The sequence below is a fragment of the Pseudomonadales bacterium genome, assembly GCA_024234165.1.
Taxonomy (GTDB): Bacteria; Pseudomonadota; Gammaproteobacteria; order Pseudomonadales; family UBA5518; genus UBA5518.
In genome coordinates, this window is sequence record JACKOP010000004.1 from 324,108 (window position 1) to 345,000 (window position 20,893).

Consider the following 20,893-nt stretch of genomic DNA (forward strand, 5'->3'; position numbering starts at 1 on the left):
CTACTGCAAGCGGCACTCAAAGCAATTCAGACAGACTTTGTACCACCAGATCCGGGTGCTCGTCGCGCACGTCCTCGCCGTGGTTGTAGCCGTTTGCAACGCAGATCACGGCCACGCCGGCGGCCCGCGCAGCGTGCACGTCGTGACGCGAGTCACCAATCATCAGCGCGTCCTGCGCAGCGACGCCGCAGCGCGTCAACACCGCGCAGAGCGGCCCAGGCGCCGGCTTGGTACCGGCGCCCGAATCACCACCGAGCAGCACATCGAAGCGGATGGCCGGGAAAACCTGCTCGACCACGCGCGCCGCGATCCGTTCGGGCTTGTTGGTCACGCACGCCAGGCGTACGCCCTCGCCGGCAAGCGCGTGCAGCAACGCACCCGCCCCGGGCATCGCACCGGTCCGTGCGGTGCAATCCGCACCGTAGCGCCCGAGGTAGGCTGCGAGCACCGCATCGATCCCGGCCTGCGGAACTTCGGCACCGCGCACATGCTGCAGCGCGTGTTGCACCAGCACGCGCGAGCCGCGCCCGACCCAGACGCGCACCCTTGCTGCGCCGACCGTCGCGTAACCGGCCGCGGCCAGTGCACCGTCCAGAGCGTGCGCGATATCCGGCACGCTGTCGACCAGCGTACCGTCCAGGTCGAGCATCGCCAGTGCGGGCAGGCGATCCGCAAGCACGCTGCGCAAACGATCGAATGCCATCACCTCAGCCGTGCTGCACTTGCGCCAGCTCGGCGCGCATCGCTGCGATCGTGCGTGCGTAATCGGCAGTGCCGAAGATCGCCGAGCCCGCGACGAAGGTGTCGGCCCCAGCCTCGGCAGCCGCACGGATGTTGCCGACGCCGATACCACCATCGACCTCGAGACGGATCGGGTAGCCGCTGGCATCGATCAGTGCTCGTGCCTCGCGCAGCTTGCCGAAGGTGGCCGGTATGAATTTCTGCCCGCCGAAACCAGGGTTTACCGACATCAACAGGATCATATCGAGCTTGTCCATCACGTAGCGCGCCGCCTCGAGTCCGCTGGCCGGATTGAAGACCAGCCCGGCCTTGCAACCCGCATCACGGATCACCTGCAGCGTACGATCGACGTGGGTGCTCGCGTCGGGATGAAAGGTGATGTAGGTGGCACCCGCCGCGGCGAAGCTGGCCGCGAGCGCGTCCACCGGCGTGACCATCAGATGCACATCGATCGGTGCCTGCACCCCATGATCGCGCAGCGCACGACACACCATCGGTCCCAGCGTCAGGTTCGGCACGTAGTGATTGTCCATCACGTCGAAATGCACGATGTCAGCGCCGGCAGCGAGCACTGCATCGACCTCGGCGCCGAGGCGAGCGAAGTTCGCCGACAGTATCGACGGGGCAATCTGAAAGTCAGTCATCGCGGGATTCCATGCACGTACCAGATCCATCATTGCAGGGTCGGGCGAGTGGTCACCCGGACGGGCGCGTGCCGGTCAGACCATCCTGGAGGCGACCGGCCGGTCCCCGCACGCGCACGCTCCGGTCGGGCAGCGATTCTACCGGATGGTGTTGCCGAAAAGCTGCCGCGACGCATCGGGGCCAGCCCTCGTATACTCGCAGCATGCATAGTGCAGTCCGCTGCTTCGCCGCCTTCGTTCTTGGGTGCCTGTGGTGCATGGGCAGCGTGGCCGACGATGAAACGCGCGCGCTCAACGCTGCCGGCGGGGAATTCACGACGTTCGTGCGTACGGCGCGGGGCACGCCCCACGGCACACTGGTGCTGTTGCCGGCCGACGGCGCACACCCCGAGGCAGTCGAGGCGATGGAGCGCCTGCGGCGTGATCTGCCGACGCATGGCTGGACGACCTGGCTGATCACGCTCGACCCGCCTCCCGGCATCCGGTCAGGACGGATCGATCCCGGGGTGCAGCAGGAGCCATCGCAACCGCCCCCCGACGCCGGGCATGCCGAAGCGCTCGCGCGCTGGGCGGAGCATGGCGAGGCGCGCATCGCGGCAACGCTGACTGCTGCACGCGCAGCGAACCCGACGGTGGTGCTGGCAGCGGCGGGACCTGCGGCCGCGCTGCTGCTGCACGCGCTTCCCGGCGCCACGGCAGCGCTGTTGATCGAGCCGGTGGAGTTGCCGGGCCTCGCCCTCGCGTGGCCACAACCACTGCCGGCACCGGTCATGGAAATACTGCGTCCGGCACTTGCGATCCAGCGTCCCCCACCGGCGCGAGGCAGCAGCGACCACGAGGCAGCACGACGCTATCGCCGCCTGCTGATCGATGTCACGAACGTGGAGCCTTTCGGCGTGGAGACGCTGCTCACCCGCCGCGTGCGCGGCTGGCTGTCGACGCTGCAGCCAGCGTCCGCTGCTGCAGCCGCCGATTGAGTGCCGCATAGCGCTCCGGGGTGCCGACGTCTTCCCAGTCTCCCGTCCACAATTCCGCGCTGAGCAGCCCTGCTGCCGCCGCACGACGCAACGGCTCGCGCAGCGGGAATATCTCATCGTTCCAGCCGTCGAGCAGCGCCGGGGCAAGCAGCCCGATGCCGGCGTAGGTACAGCGCACCCCTTCATCAGCCAGACCAACGCTGCCTGCTGCATCGAGACTGAAGTCGCCAGCGGCATGCTGTGGCGGATTGGGCACCAGCACGAGATGAGCGACGCGCGGCCTCGCGAGCGCATGGCGCGCAAGGCGCGCCAGCGGGTAATCACTCCAGATATCACCGGCAATCAGCAGGAAAGGATCGCTGCCGAGCAGCGGCAGCGCGCGACGGATGCCGCCGCCGGTATCCAGCGGAACGCCCGGCTCACGGCTGTAGACGATACGCACACCGAAGGCGCTGCCATCGCCGAGCACCTGCTCGATCTGCTCACCGAGCCACGAGACGTTGATCACCAGTTCACGCACGCCCGCACCGGCCAACGCATCGATGTGATAGCGGATCATCGGTTTGCCGGCGAGCGGCAGCAGTGGCTTCGGCGTGACTTCGGTGAGCGGACGCAGACGCGTACCAAGCCCGGCGGCAAGAATCATCGCCTTCATGGTTCGTGGTACCACGGCTGCATGCGCGCTACCGGCAACACACGCGAGGCGAACCAGCGACCGAATTCGGCGGTTTCCGGGTGCGCGAGCGCAACCTCGAGCGTGTAGCGCATCACCAGCGGCAGATCACGCAGGTATCCGCGCTTGGCATCGCGCAGCCACAGGCGCGCAAAGATGCCGAGCACCTTGATGTGACGCTGCAACCCCATCCAGTCGAACCAGCGCATGAAGGTGCCAACGGACACCTCCGGCGGCAAAGTGCCCGCTGCACGCGCGCGCGCCGCGAAATGCCCTGCCCACGCTGCAACCCGTTCGGCAGGCCACGCCACATAGCAGTCGCGCAGCAGCGACACCGCGTCGTAGGTCAGCGGACCGCTGACCGCGTCCTGGAAATCGATCACCCCGAGCCCGCCTTCGGGCAGCAGCATCAGGTTGCGCGAGTGGTAGTCGCGGTGCACGAAGACCTGCGGCTGTGCGAGCGCGCTGGCAATCAGGCGATCGAACAGCGCGCCCAGCAGGGCTTCTTCACCGACATCCAGCGTGATGCCCAGCAGCCGTTCGAGGTACCAGTGTGGAAACAGCGCCATTTCCTGCTGCAGCAACCCGGCCGAATAGGAGGGCAGCTGCCAGCCATCGTGCGAGGTCCGGGCTCGCTGCATGCACAGCAGGACATCGAGCGCGCGCCCGTAAAGCACGTCGACGCTCGACTCATCGAGCGCCGCGAGCAGCAACGCATCACCCAGGTCTTCGAGCAGCAGAAAACCCTCGGCAGCTCCGTGCGCAAGCACCTGGGGCGCATGCACGCCGGAGGCGCGCAGCATCGCGGCGATGCGCGTGAACTCGATGTTGCGCTCCGTATCTGGCGGAGCGAACACCGCGATACGCGACGGTGTGCAGCCGAGCAAGCGGAAATAGCGCCTGAAACTGGCATCGCCCGCCACCGCGACGAGCCGCAGGTCTTCGCCCGGCACCGCCGCGATCCGATTCGCGCACCAGCGCAACAAGGCTTCCATCGTCGATCCGGTTCTCCGCAGTCACAGTAGAGAGGGCGTCGGTGCCGCCAGTCGATCCGCGCGCCACGATGCCGCTATAATGCCGGCCTTGGCCGAAGCGTGGTGCATTATCCACGGCCCATCGCAAACGAAAAGATCCGCGGCGAGGCGGCTACCTTTCCGAGGAACGGACCCGGACCGAATGCAGAGCAAACCCTTTCTCATCCTGTGCTGCGCGATCGCTGGTCTCGGCGCTCTGGCCGCGCCATGCGTGAACGCAGGCAACGGCGAGTGGCAGTGCCGGGCCGGTGCAGACGGCAACTGGGACTGCGTCAGCGTCACGCCCGCGGGAACCCCGTCGTCCGCAAGCACCGCAGCACGGCCAGCGCAGGCTCCCCGCCAACCGGTCGCGACGGGCGCCGATGCCCGGGCACAGTCGATGGACTGGGTGAGCATCGAAAACCTGACGCCGGAGCAGCGATCGGCGATCTCGGCACAGTGCCACGGCGCCTATGTCGAGCCGCCCGTGGGTGCGGCCGAGCGCGGCGAAACGGTTTTCGGCTCGATTCGTGCGTATGCCGCCGAATCGGAACTGCGACAGAACCCCGAGACGGCGAACTTCAGCGGTGACGTCACACTGAGCCTGGACAGCCGGCAGATGCGCGCCGACCGCGCGAGCTATTCGCGCGCCGAGGATCGTATCGACATCAGCGGCAATGTGCAGTACCGCGAACCCGGACTGCTGCTGCGCGGCGATTCGGCCTCGATCGAGGCAGCACGCAACGCCGGCGAGATACGTGCGGCGCGGTTCGTGATGCACGCCGAGCATGCCCGCGGCGAAGCGGAACTCGTGCAGCGCAACAGCGACGGCAGCATCGATCTCAGCGAGACCGTCTACACCCGCTGCGAACCCGGACGCGACGACTGGCAGCTTGCGGCGGACGCGCTGCACCTCGACCGCGCGACCGGACAGGCCACCGCACGCAACGCCCGTCTCGAGGTGGGCGGCGTACCGGTGCTGTACACACCGTACCTGCGCTTTCCGATCGACGACCGCCGCATGAGCGGTCTGTTGTGGCCCACGATCACGAACTCCACGCGAAACGGCTTCGACATCACGGTGCCGTACTACTTCAACCTTGCTCCGAACTACGATGCGACGCTGGTGTCGCGCTACACGAGCAGGCGCGGCATGCTCCTGGGCGGGGAAGTGCGCTACCTGAACCGCTGGAGCGAATGGAGCGCGAGCGGCTCCTATCTGCACAACGACGACACAGCAGATCGGGAACGCTGGATCAGCGGCATCGAGCACGCGGGAACGCCGATGCCGGGCATGCTGACCCGCATCAGCTACGCCAAGGCGAGCGACAGGCTCTACCTGCGCGACCTGAGTTCGACCGGACTCGACGTGAAGCGCTCGACCCATCTGGAACAGATGGGGGAGCTTTCCTACCGCGTTGGTGAACGCTGGCTGGTCGGTGCCACTGTGCAACAGTACCAGGTGCTCGATCCCGAACTCGCCGAACCCTACCGCATGCGGCCGCGACTGCAGGCCGAACGCGCAGCAGGAGGTGAACCATTCGTGGTCGATTACGGTCTGATCAGCGAAATGACCGTGTTCGACCACCCCGATCCAACCGCACTGACCGGTGAACGGTTGTACCTGGAGCCGCGCATCACCTATCCGCTGGAGTGGGCCGCGCTGTTCGTACGCCCGATGCTCGGCTATCAGATGATCCGCTACCGTCTCGACGAAAAGGCGTATGGCAGCGACTCTCCGTCGGCGGCAGCCCCGATGGCGAGTCTGGATGTCGGATATTTCCTCGAACGCGACACTCGCATGTTCGGTCGGAGCTTCCTGCAGACGCTGGAGCCCAGGCTCTACTATCTGCGGGTCGGTTACGACAGCCAGAACGACGTGCCGAACTTCGATTCCTCCGACCTGACGTTCAGCTTCAACCAACTGTTCCGCAACACCCGCTTCAGCGGCCATGACCGTATTGCCGACGCGAACCAGCTGTCGCTCAGCCTGAGCTCGCGGCTGATCGACGAGGCGAGCGGTCGTGAACTGCTGACTGCCAGCGTGGGGCAGATCCTCTATTTCGAGGACCGTCGCGTGACGGTTTGCGACGGTTCGATACGCACCTACGACAAGCCCGGATGCCGCAGCCCGCAGACGCTTCCAGGTCCTCTTCCATGGCATGGCCAGACGGTGGCCGACCCTTCGGCGTCGAGCTCGCAGATCGCGGCGGAAGTGCAGGTCCAGCCGTCGCAGGCGTTGTGGCTGAGCGCCACCACGCTCCTGGACACCGGCAGCAGCCGCATCAATGAAGGCGGCGTGCTGATGCACTGGATCCCGGCCGAGGATACCGTGCTCAATTTCGGCTATCGCTACCGGCGCGAACAACATTCCTTCGATGCCGCCGGTCGGGCCATCGACGAGAACATCGATCAGGCCGACGTCTCGGCAGCACTGCCCGTGGCAGACAACTGGCGGGTCTTCGCGCGCTATCAATATGACATCACGAACAACCAGAATCTCGAGTCGCTCGCCGGCCTGGAGTACAGCGCCTGCTGCTGGACGGTGCGCATGGTGTACCAGGAGGGACTCGACTGGTACAAGGGACGTGACGCCGGGTTCTACCTGCAGTTCGTACTGCGTGGCCTGGGCGGCCTGGGCAAGGACATCGACCAGTTGCTGCAGCGCAGCATCTTCAACTTTGGCGAACGACGGGGGGCAGGCGGGTTTGCGTACTGACAGGAATTCGACGATGGGCCGACTGCTTGCGACTGCCGTGGCGCTGCTGTGCTGGTTCGGCATGAGTGCTGGCGCGTTGGCACAGGTGCAGCCACTCGACCGCGTGGTCGCGATCGTCAACGACGACATCATCCTCGCCAGCGAGTATCAGGCCCGGCTGCACCAGGTCCTGGAAAACATTGCCCGGCAGAACATCGAACAACCGCCTCGTGACGTGGTTGCGCGACAGGTACTCGACCGCCTGGTGCTCGAACATATCCAACTGCGCATGGGGCAACGCGCCGGGGTTCGCATCAGCGACGAGCAACTGAACGAAGCGATCAGCAACATGGCCCACCAGAACGGAATGAGTCTGGAGCAGTTCCGCGCACGCCTGGAGGCCGAAGGCGATTCCTACGCAGCGGTGCGCGAACAGGTGCGCCAGGAAATGATTCTGTCACGCGTGCAACAGGGCAATGTGCGCAGCCGGGTACAGGTCACGGAACGCGAAGTCGACGACTTCCTGGCTTCCGAAGAAGGCCAGAAGCGCACGGCTGCCGTCTACCACATCGGTCACCTGTTGCTGCCGCTGTCGAAGGACGCATCCCTCGAGGACGAGCACGGCGCGATCGCATACATGGAAGGCCTGCGTGAACGTCTCGCCGATGGTGACGCCTTCGAGCGTTTCATGCATGCACCGGACAAATCGCGCTACGCCCTGACCGGCGGTGATCTGGGCTGGCGCCTTGCGAGCGACCTGCCAAACGTCTTCAGCGACACGGTGCCGGCACTGGGCGTCGGCGCGATCTCCGAACCGGTGCGCAGCCCGAGCGGTGTGCACCTCGTGAAGCTGTTCGAAAAACGCGGTGGCAGTGAACAGGTCACACAGCAGACCCATGTACGCCATATCCTGGTCAAGCCTTCCGAAATCCGTACCGACGAGCAGACACGCGAGCTCGCACAGAGCCTGCACGATCGCCTGGTCGCCGGAGAAGACTTCGGCAAGCTCGCGCGCAAGTACTCCGAGGACATCGGATCGGCCCTCGAGGGTGGTGACCTTGGCTGGACCAACCCGGGCCAGATGGTGCCGGAATTCGAACAGGTCATGAACCAGACCGGAGCGGGCGAGATCAGCGCACCCTTCCACACCCAATTCGGTTGGCATGTGCTGCAGGTCGAGGAACGCCGCAGCGAGGATCTCAGTGACGAGATGCGTCGCAACCAGGCGCGCAACATCCTCTACGGCCAGAAATACGATGAAGAGCTGAACAACTGGCTGCAGAAAATCCGGGATGAGGCCTTTGTCGAGATCAAGATCTGACCCAACCGAGGCGGTCATCGCACTGACGCCGGGCGAGCCGGCGGGGATTGGTCCAGAACTCGTCCTGACGCTGGCGCGGGAAGGCTTCGACTTTCCGCTGGTTGCAATTGCCGACCCGAAGATGCTCACCGAGCGTGCCCGGCAGCTCGGATTCGCACTCGAGCTGCTGCCTCCCGCACCCTTGCCGTCGCCGCCGGACAGCCTGCGCGTGCTGCCGGTGCCACTCGCGAGCACGACTACGCCCGGACGTCTCGATCCTGCCAATGCCGCAGGCGTCCTGGCCACACTCCAGGCAGCGGTCGATGGCTGCCTGCAGGGGCGCTTCGCGGCGCTGGTGACGGGTCCGGTACACAAGGGTGTGATCAACGAGGCCGGGATCGCGTTCACCGGTCACACCGAATTCCTGGCGCAAGCAACGTGCGTACCTCGCGTGGTGATGATGCTGGCGACGCCCGGACTGCGCGTGGCGCTGGCGACGACGCACGTGCCACTGCACACGGTACCCCGACTGGTCACGCGTGGCATGCTGGAAGAAGTGCTGCGCATCCTGCATCACGACCTGCGGCACCATTTCGGCATCGAGCGCCCGCGCATACTGGTAGCCGGCTTGAATCCGCACGCTGGCGAAGGGGGGCATCTGGGGTGCGAAGAGATCGAGGTGATCTCACCGGCGCTCGAGGCGCTGCGTGCCGACGGCATGGATCTCATCGGCCCGCTGCCAGCCGATACCTTGTTCACGCCGGCACGGTTGTGCACGGCAGATGCCGTGCTGACGATGTACCACGACCAGGGGCTGCCGGTACTGAAGCACATCGGCTTCGGCAGATCTGTGAACATCACTCTCGGGCTGCCGATCATCCGCACCTCGGTCGACCACGGCACTGCGCTCGATCTGGCCGGCAGTGGCACTGCCGACACCGGCAGCCTGCGCTGTGCACTGCAGACCGCACGCGACATGGTGGCCGGGAGCCGTGCACGACGTGCGGCGGATGCACGCTGATGCACCGCGCAAATCCCGCGCATCGTCCACGCAAACGCTTCGGACAGCATTTCCTGGTCGACCGACAGGTGATCGAGCACATTGCGGGTGCGATCGCTGCGCGCGCCACGGACACGATCGTCGAGATCGGGCCTGGCCTTGGCGCACTGACCCGTGCACTGATCGCGAGCGGCGCACGCCTGCACCTCGTCGAACTCGACCGCGACCTGGCCGCCAACTGGCAGCAGCACGCGGGTGAACGGCTTACCGTACATCCGGTCGACGCACTCGATTTCGACTTCGGGGCGCTTGCACCGACGCCGGCCGCACTGCGCATCGCTGGCAACCTGCCATACAACATTTCGACCCCACTGCTGTTCCACCTGCTTGCACAGGGTGAATGCATCCTCGACATGCACTTCATGCTGCAACGCGAGGTGGTTGCACGTCTGGCGGCGCAACCGGGATCGGCGGACTACGGCAGGCTCAGCGTCATGGTGCAGTACCGCTGCCGCGTGGAGCCGCTGTTCGACGTGCCGCCACGAGCTTTCGAACCACCGCCCCGCGTGATGTCAGCAGTGGTGCGCCTGCTCCCTCAACCGTTCGTGCACGGTCGCGCCAGGGATTACCGCATGCTGGAAAAGGTGGTCAGGGATGCCTTCGGCCAGCGGCGCAAGACGCTGCGCAACGCACTGTCGACGGTACTCGACGCCGAGGTCTTGCGCGCTATCGGCATCGAGCCGGCACGACGCGCAGAGACCCTCCAGATTGCCGAGTTCGTGGCGATCGCAAACGCGGCCACAGGCGCCGTGCCGGAGCAGCACTGATGGCAACGTATGCAATCGGCGATGTGCAGGGATGCTTCGATCCGCTGCGTCGTCTGCTCGACACGGTGGGCTTTGATCCGTGTCAGGACCGCCTGTGGTTTGCCGGCGATCTGGTCAATCGTGGCCCGGACTCGCTCGAGGTGCTGCGCTTCGTGCGCGCGCTCGGAGAGCGGGCAGTCACCGTGCTCGGCAACCATGACCTGCATCTGCTGGCGGTTGCCGAAGGCGTGCGCAAGCCGACACGCAAGGACTCGCTGAATGCAACCCTCGAGGCGCCCGATCGCGAAACGCTGATCAACTGGATTCGCACCTGGCCGCTGGTTCATCGCGAAGCGGCGCACCCGCACGTGATGGTGCATGCGGGAATCCCGCCGCAGTGGGACATCACCGACGCATTGCGGCTCGCGCACGAGGTCGAACTCACGTTGCGCGGTCCGGATTACAGCGGATTTTTGCATCACATGTACGGCAATTTTCCCGATGCCTGGGACGAATCCATCACGGGATTCGAGCGTCTGCGACTGATCACGAACTACCTGACGCGCATGCGCTTCTGCTCGCCGGAGGGACGGCTGGACCTCGACAACAAGGGCGGCCCCGCCGACGCCAACCCCGGCTTTGCACCGTGGTTCACGCATGCTGCACGACGCAGCACATCGATCCCGGTCATCTTCGGTCACTGGGCTGCGCTCGAAGGCGCACCCGGGATCGCCGGTGTCCACGCGCTCGACACCGGATGCGTGTGGGGCGGCCGGCTGCGCGCGCTATGCCTCGACGATGGCCGGTTGATCCATTGTGACTGCTGATCGGCGCCAGCACCGCGGAATTGGTTAGACTGCCGGCATTTCCACCCCTGCGACAGACGACTGTGCGCGTATTCCTTGTCGGTGGCGCCGTGCGCGATACCCTGCTCGGACTTCCGGTCACCGAACGTGACTGGGTGGTCGTCGGTGCAACCACGGAGCAGATGCTTGCACGCGGCTATCGCCAGGTGGGGCATGATTTTCCCGTGTTCCTGCATCCACAGACCGCAGAGGAATACGCGCTCGCGCGCCGCGAACGCAAGAGCGGCCACGGATACCACGGCTTCAGCGTCGAGAGCGATGCCTCCGTGTCGCTGGAAGAAGACCTGTCGCGGCGCGACCTCAGCATCAACGCAATGGCGATGGATGCCGACGGTCGCCTGATCGATCCGTGGGGTGGCGAACGCGATCTGCATGACCGCGTGCTGCGGCATGTGTCAGCGGCATTTTCCGAGGATCCACTGCGGGTACTGCGAGTCGCCCGCTTCATGGCTCGCTTTGCCCGTTTCGGCTTTCACGTGCATCCACAAACGCTCGCACTGATGCGCGAGATCGTCGCCAGCGGGGAGCTAGCGCATCTGGTCGCTGAGCGCGTGTGGGTCGAGATGCGGCGGGCGCTGGCCGAACCTTCACCGCAGGAATTCGTGCGTACACTGCGTGCCTGCAATGCGCTTGCCGCAGTGCTTCCCGAGATCGACGCACTGTTCGGCGTCCCGCAGCCCGCACAGCAACATCCCGAAATCGATACCGGCGAGCACGTACTGCTCGCATTGCAGGTCGCTGCGCACCGCGGGCTGTCTGCACCCGTACGTTTCGCAGTGCTGGTGCACGATCTCGGCAAGGCGCTCACGCCCCGCGATCACTGGCCTTCGCACATCGGGCACGAACAACTCGGCGCGCCGGCAGTACGCACGCTGTGCGCACGGTTACGCGTACCGAACACCTGGCGTGAGCTCGCGGTTCTGGTATGCCTGCACCACACGCGCTGTCACCGCGCGATGCAGATGCGTGCAGCGACACTGGTCAGGCTGCTCGAGGACCTCGATGCCCTGCGCCAGGGCGATCGATTCGAGGAGTTTCTTGCCGCATGCGACGCCGATGCGCGCGGCAGGACCGGCTTCGAGGCGCGTGACTACTCCAGTCCGCAGCGGCTGCGCCGCGCACGCGAAGCTGCACTGACGGTAAGCGCTGCACCTGCGCTGGCACGCGGCTTGCGCGGTGAGCAGATCAGGCACGACCTGCACCAACGGCGCTGCCACGCAGTGGCGCAGGCCTTGAGAGACAGTCGCAAAAGCCCTTCGAGCAGCGACATGACCGGTGCGTGACAGCACCTCGTAACGTATTGCGTCTCCCTTGAGCGACACCACGAGCCGCATATCAGATTCCTGACGGCACATCCCGATTCCAGAATGCGGTGTGTCCGGGGAGTTCGCCACGCTCGATGATCACACCGACATCACGCACAGCCGCCACGGCACCAGGCTTGCCGATCTTCAGCCGCAGCCACGGCACGCAGAACTCCTCGCGCAGCAGGCGCACGATCGCCTCCGCCAGCGTTTCCACCAGTCCGCAGGACTGCGCCGCCGCCAGCTCACGCACGCGTTCGGCCACCCGCTGATAGTCGAGCGCGTCTGCTATCGCGTCGGACCGTGCTGCCCGCGCGCAATCCCAGGCCATCTCCAGATCGATCACGAGTTCCTGGCGCACGTGCCGCTCCCAGGCGTGAATCCCGATCACCGTCTCGACGCGTAGTCCGTGGATATAAACGATATCGCTCATCTGGCCCCACCACTGTCCTGCTCAGCACACCGGCTCGAGGGTTTGCATCGGCCAGCGCGCCAGTGCGCGGACTGCCAGATCGTCGTGTTGACCCGCAAGCAAACGCTGGCAGCCGGCAAACGCGACCATCGCACCATTGTCGGTGCAGAATTCCGCGCGTGGATAGAAGACCTCCCAGCCGTGATTCACTGCCTCGGTGCGCAGCCGTTCACGCAACTCGCGGTTGGCGCTCACGCCACCGGCCAGCACCAGCTGGTGCAGCCCGGTCGACTCCAGCGCCCGCCGGCACTTGATTGCCAGGGTGTCCACCACCGCCTGCTGGAACGATGCCGCCATGTCGGCGCGATCGCGCTGCGTCACAACTCCCGCCGCTGTCTGCAACTCACGCAGTGCGGTCGCAACCGCCGTCTTCAGCCCACTGAAGCTGAAGTCGAGGCCGGGGCGGGTGGTCATCGGTCGCGGAAACGCAAAGCGTACCGATGAACCATTCCTCGCCAGTTCGGCCAGGCGTGGGCCACCCGGATAATCGATCCCCAGCATCTTTGCGACCTTATCAAAGGCCTCGCCGGCCGCATCATCCACCGATTCGCCGAGTATCCGGTAAGCACCAATCTGCTCGACGAGAACCAGTTGGGTATGACCACCGGACACCAGCAGCGCCACGAACGGGAACGCCGGTCGCTGTTCCTCGAGCATCGGTGCCAACAGATGTGCCTCCATGTGATGTACCCCGATCGCCGGAACACCCCATGCGAAGGCCAACGCGCGCGCGATGCAGCCGCCGACGAGCAATGCACCGAGCAGACCCGGGCCAGCCGTGTAGGCGACCGCATCGATTTGCCGGGGATCGCACGTTGCGGCATGCAGCACGCGCTGCACGAGTGGCAGCGTGCGACGCACATGGTCTCGCGAAGCAAGTTCCGGCACCACTCCGCCATACTCGGCGTGCAGCGCGACCTGGCTGTGCAGTACGTGCGCGAGCAGGCCACGCTCCGAGTCGAAGACGGCGACGCCGGTTTCATCGCAGGACGTTTCGATGCCTAGAACACGCATGAAGGCGATGATACGCGCCAGCGCCCCGTGACGCGCGCCCCCGGCAATAATGCCCACCCACCGCGTTTTGCAATCTGCTTGCGATGCCTTTAGAATTCGGCGCCCCGCACGCCGCTTTGGCAGCGTGTGGAAGCACAGCGAACTCCGAACAACCGTCCGATAGGTATCGAATGCCGTCCATCAAGCTCAAAGACAATGAACCATTCGACGTGGCTCTGCGTCGTTTCAAGCGCTCCTGCGAAAAGGCCGGCGTGCTCGCCGAAGTGCGTCGCCGCGAGTTCTACGAGAAGCCGACCTGGATCCGCAAGCGCAAGGCTGCCGCTGCCGTGAAGCGCCACCTGAAGAAGGTGAGTCGCGAGGCACGCCGCCAGCAGCGTCTGTACTGATCCCGCTGCTCTTGCGGGTGAGAGCGTTCAATGAGTGACGACACGTTGCTGAAAACGCGTATCACCGAGGCAATGAAAGCCGCGATGCGGGCGCAAGAGAAAGCGCGCCTCGGGGCGATTCGCCTGATCCAGGCTGAAATCAAACGCGTCGAAGTCGACGAACGGATCGAAGTCGATGATGCACGCGTGCTCACGATCCTCGACCGCATGGTCAAGCAGAGGCGCGACTCCATCCAGCAGTTTCGTGCTGCCAACCGTGAGGATCTGGTCGAGATCGAGGCCGGAGAACTCGCCGTGATCCAGGATTTCATGCCGCAGCCGCTCGACGCTGCCGAACTCGAGGCACTGATCGACGCCGCCGTGCGTGACAGCAGCGCAGCGTCAATGAAGGACATGGGGCGTGTCATGGCGATCCTGAAGCCAAAAGTCCAAGGCCGCGCCGACATGGGGCTGGTCAGCCAACGCATCAAGGCACGGCTCGGCTGAGCTCCGACCACCAGCGGGGCAGGCGACACGACGGTCGTTGCGCTACGATGAGCGTTCACCGTCCTCGCGAGCGCCGATGTCAGGAAGAATCCCTCAGCCATTCATCGACGATCTGCTCGAGCGGGTGGATATCGTCGATGTGATCGACGCACGTATCGGTCTGCGCAAATCGGGCAGAAACTACTCTGCCCTCTGTCCGTTCCACAGTGAAAAATCCCCGTCGTTCAGCGTCAACCCGGAACGCCAGTTCTACTATTGCTTTGGGTGCGGTGCTGGCGGCAACGCCATCGGGTTCCTGATGGAGTACGAGCGGCTCGACTTCCCTGCTGCGGTCGAAAAGCTTGCTGCACTCGCCGGAGTCGAAGTGCCGCACGAGGGTATGACCGCGCGCCCATCCACGCGCCAGATGGAGCTCGCGGCATGCATCGACGCCGCGGCAAAGTGGTTCTGCAAGCAACTGGCGGTGCATCCGCAGGCGACTGAAGCCAGGCAGTACCTCACGAAGCGCGGCCTCGGCGCCGAAACGATCACACGCTTCAGTATTGGATTCGCCCCGCCGGGCTGGGAAAACCTGCTCGGCGCGCTGGGTGCATCCGAGCCCGACCGCAAGCTGTTACTGGAAGCGGGCCTGCTGGTGACCCGCAACGACGGCAGCCCCTACGATCGCTTCCGCCACCGGATCATGTTTCCGATCCGCGACAACCGTGGACGCACGGTTGCGTTCGGCGGACGCGTACTCGATGACGAAAAGCCGAAATACCTGAACTCACCCGAAACGGCTCTGTTTCACAAGGGCCAGGAGCTCTACGGCCTGTTCGAGGCACGGCAGGCCGTGCGTCAACTCGACAGCGTGCTCGTCGTCGAGGGGTACATGGACGTGGTGATGCTGGCGCAACACGGCATCGGTAACGTCAGCGGCACGCTGGGCACCGCGCTGACGTCCGCGCACCTGCAGCGCCTCTACCGCTACACGCCACGGGTGGTGTTCTGCTTCGATGGCGACGATGCGGGGCGACGTGCTGCGGCGCGAGCGCTCGACGCTGCGCTGGCGTTCATGCAGGACGGCCGCCAGGCCGCGTTCCTGTTCCTGCCTGAAGGAGAGGATCCGGACAGCTTGGTGCGGCGCGTGGGTGGCGAGGCGTTTCGCGATCTTGTCGCTGCGGCCACGCCACTGTCGGAATTCCTGTTCGAACACCATGCAAACGGAATCGATCTTGCTACCATGGACGGCCGGGCAGCGCTCAGCAAGGCCGTGTTGCCTTGCATCGAACGCATACCAGGAACGGTATTCCGCGAACTGATGCGCAATGCATTGGCACAGTGTATCGGTGTCACCACGGAACAACTTCCGCGCGCTGCAGGTACTGCAGAGAGTTCTACCCCGGTACCCGGCGAACTGCCCCCACCACGCATTGCTCCAGCTCGACAACGCACGATGCCGCACCAATCGGCGCGGCAACAGGTGCCTGGCCTGGCACGCAACGCGATCCGGCTGCTGCTGCAGAATCCTGCGCTGATCATCCATGTTCCTGACGACGAGCGACTTGCTGCACTCGAAGAGGCCGATCTGCCGTTGTTGCGCCAGCTTGCCGCACGGTTGCGCGTATCACCACAGCCCACTCTCGGCGTCGTGCTCGGATACTGGTACGACACGCCCGAGGGCGAACTGCTGGCACGGCTTGCGGCAGACAACCTCGTTCCAGGCGCCGATATCGAACGGGAGTTTTGTGATCTGATGGCACACCTGCAGCAGCGCGGCACACGCCGGGATGCAACGCAACGGCTGCGCGAACTCGAGCGTATCCCGTTCGGGCAACTGAGCCCGATACAGAAGTCGCAGTACCTGGAGCTGCTCAAGGCTACCAAAAAGTGAGTCTGCAACCTCTTGCGCAATGTGCCGAGCAGCAAGTGCCCGGCGGGCAACGCGCAGTTTTTCGTTGCACAATTTTTGCGTAGAGTGCGCTGGCGATTTTTCGCTATAATGCGCGGCTATCCCCGCGTCCGTTAAATGCTTGCAGGATCTCGAATGTCGGTTCCATCCCAGCAGTCACGCCTAAAGGATCTCATCGCGAAAGCGAAGGAACAGAACTATCTGACCTACGCCGAGGTGAACGATCACCTGCCCGAAGACATTTCGGACCCCGACCAGGTCGAAGAGATCATCCAGATGATCAACGACCTCGGCATCCAGGTATTCGAGGAGGCCCCCGACGCAGAATCGCTGCTGCTCACCAGCGGCGATACTTCCGCCGACGAAATTGCCGAGGACGCGGTTGCTGCGCTGACAGCAGTCGAATCCGAGGCGGGACGCACGACGGATCCGGTCCGCATGTACATGCGCGAGATGGGCACGGTTGAACTGCTGACCCGCGAGGGCGAGATCCAGATCGCCAAGCGCATCGAAGAAGGCATCCGGGAAACGCTGACCGCCGTGGCGTGGCTTCCCGGCACGATCGATCAGGTCCTCGGCGAATACGACCTCGTTGCAACCGAAGAGCGACGCCTCTCGGACATCCTGATCGGTTACCTCGAACCAGCCGACGACGTGCCTCCCGCCACTCCGGTCGAACCAGCCAGCAAGCTTGCTGCCAAAAAGGGTCAGGCGGCAGAAGCCGGCGACGATGACGAGGAAGGAAGCGCTGACAATGGCGACACTGAGGAGGTTGAGAGCGGACCCGATCCCGAGCTCGCGCGACAGCGTTTCGACGAATTGCGCAAGCAGCATGTAAAAGCCATCCGTGCAATCAAGAAGCACGGGCGTGACAGCACGCAGGCGCAGCGGGAAATCGAGAAGGCAGCAGATCTTTTCAAGTTCTTCAAGCTCACGCCGCGCCAGTTCGACCCGCTCACGGATCGCGTGCGCACCATTGCCAGCAAGGTGCGAGAGCACGAACGCGCGATCATGAATCTGTGCGTCAACCACGCCCGTGTGCCGAAGCAGGTTTTTCTGAAGGAGTTTCCGGGTAACGAGTCGAACGACAAGTGGACCGAGAAACTCGCTCGCCGCAAGCAACCTTATGCAGCGAAAATGCTCGAGGTCCGCGACCGCGTGGTTGGCATCCAGCAGAAGATTGCCGAAATCGAGCAGGAGACCGGCATTCCTGTCGGGGAGGTCAAGGAAATCAATCGTCGCATGTCGATTGGTGAGGCGCGCGCGCGACGCGCAAAGAAGGAGATGGTCGAGGCCAACCTGCGCCTCGTGATCTCGATCGCGAAGAAGTACACGAACCGCGGGCTGCAGTTCCTCGACTTGATCCAGGAAGGAAATATCGGATTGATGAAGGCGGTCGACAAGTTCGAATACCGTCGTGGTTACAAGTTTTCGACCTATGCGACCTGGTGGATCCGACAGGCGATCACGCGATCGATCGCCGATCAGGCGCGCACCATCCGTATCCCGGTGCACATGATCGAGACTATCAACAAGCTGAATCGGATTTCACGACAGATGCTGCAGGAAATGGGACGTGAACCAACCCCCGAGGAGCTTGGGGAACGCATGGAGATGCCCGAGGACAAGATCCGCAAGGTACTTAAGATTGCCAAGGAACCAATCTCGATGGAAACACCGATTGGTGACGACGAAGATTCGCATCTGGGCGATTTCATCGAGGATTCATCGATTCCTTCACCGATCGAATCTGCAACTGGCGAAGGCCTCCGCGAAGCAACTCGCGAAGTGCTCGCAGGCTTGACTGCACGTGAAGCAAAGGTGCTGCGCATGCGTTTCGGCATCGACATGAACACCGACCACACGCTGGAAGAAGTCGGCAAGCAATTTGACGTCACGCGTGAACGGATCCGCCAGATCGAGGCCAAGGCGCTGCGCAAACTGCGCCACCCGAGTCGCTCGGACCACCTGCGCAGCTTTCTCGACGAAAGCTGAAGCTGCCCGCGAGAGACAGTGGAAAATAGAGAAACATCCGTTTGCATTGGCCGCCCCGCATGCGCGGCGCGATTCGAGGGCCCATAGCTCAGTTGGTCAGAGCGTCCGACTCATAATCGGCTGGTCGCAGGTTCAAGTCCTGCTGGGCCCACCATCTTTTACTTACCGCGACTTCATCCGTCAGCCTGCGTCGCTGCCATTCTGCCTACTGCCCTCACCTGCAACAGCGGGGATACTGTTCGTCCTTATCCCACACTACCATCGGCGATACGCGTTTCACTTCTGAGTTCGGGATGGATCAGGGGTGGTTCCACGTCTCTATGGTCGCCAGGCAAACAAGTTTGCCTTGCGGCAAACTCGGTGAAAGGTTTGGTGTTGGTCGAGTGCACAATCAATCCGTTACGCGGTCGTTGGTGCCGGTTGTTTGGGCTATATGGTTAAGCCTCACGGGCAATTAGTACAGGTTAGCTCAACGCCTCACAGCGCTTACACACCCTGCCTATCAACGTCCTAGTCTCGAACAACCCTTTAGGACGCTTAAAGTGCCAGGGAGAACTCATCTCAAGGCTCGCTTCCCGCTTAGATGCTTTCAGCGGTTATCGATTCCGAACTTAGCTACCGGGCAATGCCACTGGCGTAACAACCCGAACACCAGAGGTTCGTCCACTCCGGTCCTCTCGTACTAGGAGCAGCCCCCTCAAATCTCCAACGCCCACGGCAGATAGGGACCGAACTGTCTCACGACGTTCTAAACCCAGCTCGCGTACCACTTTAAATGGCGAACAGCCATACCCTTGGGACCGACTTCAGCCCCAGGATGTGATGAGCCGACATCGAGGTGCCAAACACCGCCGTCGATATGAACTCTTGGGCGGTATCAGCCTGTTATCCCCGGAGTACCTTTTATCCGTTGAGCGATGGCCCTTCCATACAGAACCACCGGATCACTAAGACCTACTTTCGTACCTGCTCGATCCGTCACTCTCGCAGTCAAGCGCCCTTATGCCTTTACACTCATCGCGCGATTTCCGACCGCGCTGAGCGCACCTTCGTGCTCCTCCGTTACTCTTTGGGAGGAGACCGCCCCAGTCAAACTACCCACCATACACTGTCCCCGACCCGGATAACGGGCCTGGGTTAGAACCTCAAACATACCAGGGTGGTATTTCAAGGATGGCTCCATCAGAACTGGCGTCCTGACTTCAAAGCCTCCCACCTATCCTACACAAGTAACAGGTTCAAAGTCCAGTGCAAAGCTATAGTAAAGGTTCACGGGGTCTTTCCGTCTAGCCGCGGGTACACTGCATCTTCACAGCGATTTCAATTTCACTGAGTCTCGGGTGGAGACAGCGTGGCCATCGTTACGCCATTCGTGCAGGTCGGAACTTACCCGACAAGGAATTTCGCTACCTTAGGACCGTTATAGTTACGGCCGCCGTTTACCGGGGCTTCGATCAAGAGCTTCGCTTGCGCTAACCCCATCAATTAACCTTCCGGCACCGGGCAGGCGTCACACCCTATACGTCCACTTTCGTGTTTGCAGAGTGCTGTGTTTTTAATAAACAGTTGCAGCCACCTGGTATCTGCGACTCTCCAATCAGCTCCATCCGCGAGGGACTTCACCATCAACAGCGTACCTTCTCCCGAAGTTACGGTACCATTTTGCCTAGTTCCTTCACCCGAGTTCTCTCAAGCGCCTTGGTATTCTCTACCCGACCACCTGTGTCGGTTTGGGGTACGATTCCTTACTGAACTGAAGCTTAGAGGCTTTTCCTGGAAGCATGGCATCAATCACTTCACATCGTAGTAGTAGGTTCGACGTCGTCGTCTCAGCCTCTCAGCAGAGAGTGTCCGGATTTACCTAACTCTCAAGCCTACGCACTTGAACCTGGACAACCGTCGCCAGGCCCACCTAGCCTTCTCCGTCCCCCCATCGCATTTGTAAGAAGTACGGGAATATTAACCCGTTTCCCATCGACTACGCTTTTCGGCCTCGCCTTAGGGGTCGACTCACCCTGCGCCGATTAACGTTGCGCAGGAACCCTTGGTCTTCCGGCGGGGAGGTTTTCACCCCCCTTGTCGTTACTCATGTCAGCATTCGCACTTCTGATACCTCCAGCATGCTTCTCAACACACCTTCAACGGCTTACAGAACGCTCCCCTACCCGCCCACGTATAAAATGAATATCCGCAGCTTCGGTTTCTGGTTTTAGCCCCGTTACATCTTCCGCGCAGGCCGACTCGACTAGTGAGCTATTACGCTTTCTTTAAAGGATGGCTGCTTCTAAGCCAACCTCCTAGCTGTCTGTGCCTTCCCACATCGTTTCCCACTTAACTAGTAATTTGGGACCTTAGCTGGCGGTCTGGGTTGTTTCCCTCTTGACGACGGACGTTAGCACCCGCCGTGTGTCTCCCGGATAGTACTCACTGGTATTCGGGTTTGCATCGGTTTTGGTAAGTCGGGACCCCCCCTAGCCGAAACAGTGCTCTACCCCCAGTGGTATTCGTCCGAGGCGCTACCTAAATAGCTTTCGGGGAGAACCAGCTATCTCCGAGTTTGATTAGCCTTTCACCCCTATCCACAAGTCATCCGCTAATTTTTTCAACATTAGTCGGTTCGGTCCTCC

17 protein-coding genes, 1 tRNA gene and 2 rRNA genes (1 of these 20 running past the window's edge) are annotated in these 20,893 nt (G+C 63.0%); 12 read left to right on the forward strand and 8 right to left on the reverse strand.

The window, feature by feature from the left end:
- Positions 1-16: 16 nt before the first annotated feature.
- Together H7A12_14310 and rpe are read right to left on the reverse strand one after the other, a co-directional pair.
- A complete protein-coding gene (locus tag H7A12_14310) occupies positions 17-703 on the reverse strand; it encodes an HAD-IA family hydrolase (GenBank protein ID MCP5321978.1) in 687 nt (228 codons plus the stop codon).
- 4 nt (positions 704-707) lie between these two features.
- On the reverse strand, positions 708-1,385 hold the full coding sequence (gene rpe, locus H7A12_14315; protein ID MCP5321979.1) for a ribulose-phosphate 3-epimerase: 678 nt from the start codon (positions 1,383-1,385) through the stop codon (positions 708-710).
- A 257-nt stretch (positions 1,386-1,642) separates the two neighbouring features.
- Between rpe and H7A12_14320 the strand changes: the two genes are divergently transcribed.
- Positions 1,643-2,362 carry a DUF3530 family protein gene (locus H7A12_14320; GenBank protein ID MCP5321980.1) on the forward strand — a complete coding sequence of 240 codons (720 nt, stop codon included), beginning with the start codon at positions 1,643-1,645 and terminating at the stop codon, positions 2,360-2,362.
- Here H7A12_14320 and H7A12_14325 read toward each other — a convergent pair.
- Both H7A12_14325 and H7A12_14330 read right to left on the reverse strand, forming a co-directional pair.
- The gene (locus tag H7A12_14325) at positions 2,295-3,017 is read right to left on the reverse strand and encodes a nucleotidyltransferase family protein (GenBank protein ID MCP5321981.1); all 723 of its coding nucleotides are present in this window, start codon (positions 3,015-3,017) and stop codon (positions 2,295-2,297) included. The genes H7A12_14320 and H7A12_14325 overlap by 68 nt on opposite strands.
- Positions 3,014-4,030 (reverse strand): phosphotransferase, encoded by a 1,017-nt coding sequence (locus H7A12_14330; protein ID MCP5321982.1) that lies wholly within the window; start codon positions 4,028-4,030, stop codon positions 3,014-3,016. Before H7A12_14330 ends, H7A12_14325 begins: the two co-directional genes overlap by 4 nt.
- Before the next feature lie 181 nt (positions 4,031-4,211).
- Here H7A12_14330 and H7A12_14335 point away from each other — a divergent pair, with 181 nt between their 5' ends.
- The 6 genes from H7A12_14335 (at position 4,212) to H7A12_14360 (ending at position 12,001) form a co-directional block, all read left to right on the forward strand.
- Positions 4,212-6,767 carry an LPS-assembly protein LptD gene (locus tag H7A12_14335; protein ID MCP5321983.1) on the forward strand — a complete coding sequence of 852 codons (2,556 nt, stop codon included), beginning with the start codon at positions 4,212-4,214 and terminating at the stop codon, positions 6,765-6,767.
- Between the two features lie 13 nt (positions 6,768-6,780).
- Positions 6,781-8,067 carry a peptidylprolyl isomerase gene (locus H7A12_14340; GenBank protein ID MCP5321984.1) on the forward strand — a complete coding sequence of 429 codons (1,287 nt, stop codon included), beginning with the start codon at positions 6,781-6,783 and terminating at the stop codon, positions 8,065-8,067.
- Positions 8,039-9,067, forward strand: a complete 1,029-nt coding sequence (gene pdxA, locus H7A12_14345) for a 4-hydroxythreonine-4-phosphate dehydrogenase PdxA (GenBank protein MCP5321985.1) — start codon at positions 8,039-8,041, stop codon at positions 9,065-9,067. The genes H7A12_14340 and pdxA overlap by 29 nt, the downstream gene beginning before the upstream one ends.
- A complete protein-coding gene (gene rsmA, locus H7A12_14350) occupies positions 9,067-9,873 on the forward strand; it encodes a 16S rRNA (adenine(1518)-N(6)/adenine(1519)-N(6))-dimethyltransferase RsmA (GenBank protein ID MCP5321986.1) in 807 nt (268 codons plus the stop codon). The genes pdxA and rsmA overlap by 1 nt, the downstream gene beginning before the upstream one ends.
- Complete coding sequence (locus H7A12_14355; protein MCP5321987.1) at positions 9,873-10,679, forward strand: symmetrical bis(5'-nucleosyl)-tetraphosphatase; 807 nt, start codon at positions 9,873-9,875, stop codon at positions 10,677-10,679. The genes rsmA and H7A12_14355 overlap by 1 nt, the downstream gene beginning before the upstream one ends.
- A 62-nt stretch (positions 10,680-10,741) precedes the next feature.
- On the forward strand, positions 10,742-12,001 hold the full coding sequence (locus tag H7A12_14360; protein ID MCP5321988.1) for a multifunctional CCA addition/repair protein: 1,260 nt from the start codon (positions 10,742-10,744) through the stop codon (positions 11,999-12,001).
- 52 nt (positions 12,002-12,053) lie between these two features.
- On the opposite strand, the gene folB is transcribed toward H7A12_14360, so the two are convergent.
- Together folB and tsaD are read right to left on the reverse strand one after the other, a co-directional pair.
- Positions 12,054-12,455, reverse strand: a complete 402-nt coding sequence (folB, locus tag H7A12_14365; GenBank protein ID MCP5321989.1) for a dihydroneopterin aldolase — start codon at positions 12,453-12,455, stop codon at positions 12,054-12,056.
- A gap of 21 nt (positions 12,456-12,476) precedes the next feature.
- Positions 12,477-13,508, reverse strand: a complete 1,032-nt coding sequence (tsaD, locus tag H7A12_14370; GenBank protein MCP5321990.1) for a tRNA (adenosine(37)-N6)-threonylcarbamoyltransferase complex transferase subunit TsaD — start codon at positions 13,506-13,508, stop codon at positions 12,477-12,479.
- 170 nt (positions 13,509-13,678) lie between these two features.
- Here tsaD and rpsU point away from each other — a divergent pair, with 170 nt between their 5' ends.
- From rpsU to H7A12_14395, 5 genes are all read left to right on the forward strand, one after another.
- Complete coding sequence (gene rpsU / locus H7A12_14375) at positions 13,679-13,894, forward strand: 30S ribosomal protein S21 (protein ID MCP5321991.1); 216 nt, start codon at positions 13,679-13,681, stop codon at positions 13,892-13,894.
- Between the two features lie 30 nt (positions 13,895-13,924).
- Positions 13,925-14,380, forward strand: coding sequence for a GatB/YqeY domain-containing protein (locus tag H7A12_14380; GenBank protein ID MCP5321992.1), 456 nt, complete (start codon positions 13,925-13,927; stop codon positions 14,378-14,380).
- Positions 14,381-14,456: 76 nt separating this feature from the next.
- Positions 14,457-16,253, forward strand: a complete 1,797-nt coding sequence (locus H7A12_14385) for a DNA primase (GenBank protein MCP5321993.1) — start codon at positions 14,457-14,459, stop codon at positions 16,251-16,253.
- Between the two features lie 153 nt (positions 16,254-16,406).
- Positions 16,407-18,266 (forward strand): RNA polymerase sigma factor RpoD, encoded by a 1,860-nt coding sequence (gene rpoD / locus H7A12_14390; protein MCP5321994.1) that lies wholly within the window; start codon positions 16,407-16,409, stop codon positions 18,264-18,266.
- Between the two features lie 77 nt (positions 18,267-18,343).
- Positions 18,344-18,420: transfer RNA gene (locus tag H7A12_14395), tRNA-Ile, on the forward strand.
- Between the two features lie 61 nt (positions 18,421-18,481).
- On the opposite strand, the gene rrf is transcribed toward H7A12_14395, so the two are convergent.
- Positions 18,482-18,598: ribosomal RNA gene (rrf, locus tag H7A12_14400) — 5S ribosomal RNA — on the reverse strand.
- A 91-nt stretch (positions 18,599-18,689) separates the two neighbouring features.
- Positions 18,690-20,893: ribosomal RNA gene (locus H7A12_14405) — 23S ribosomal RNA — on the reverse strand (it continues 742 nt past the right edge of the window).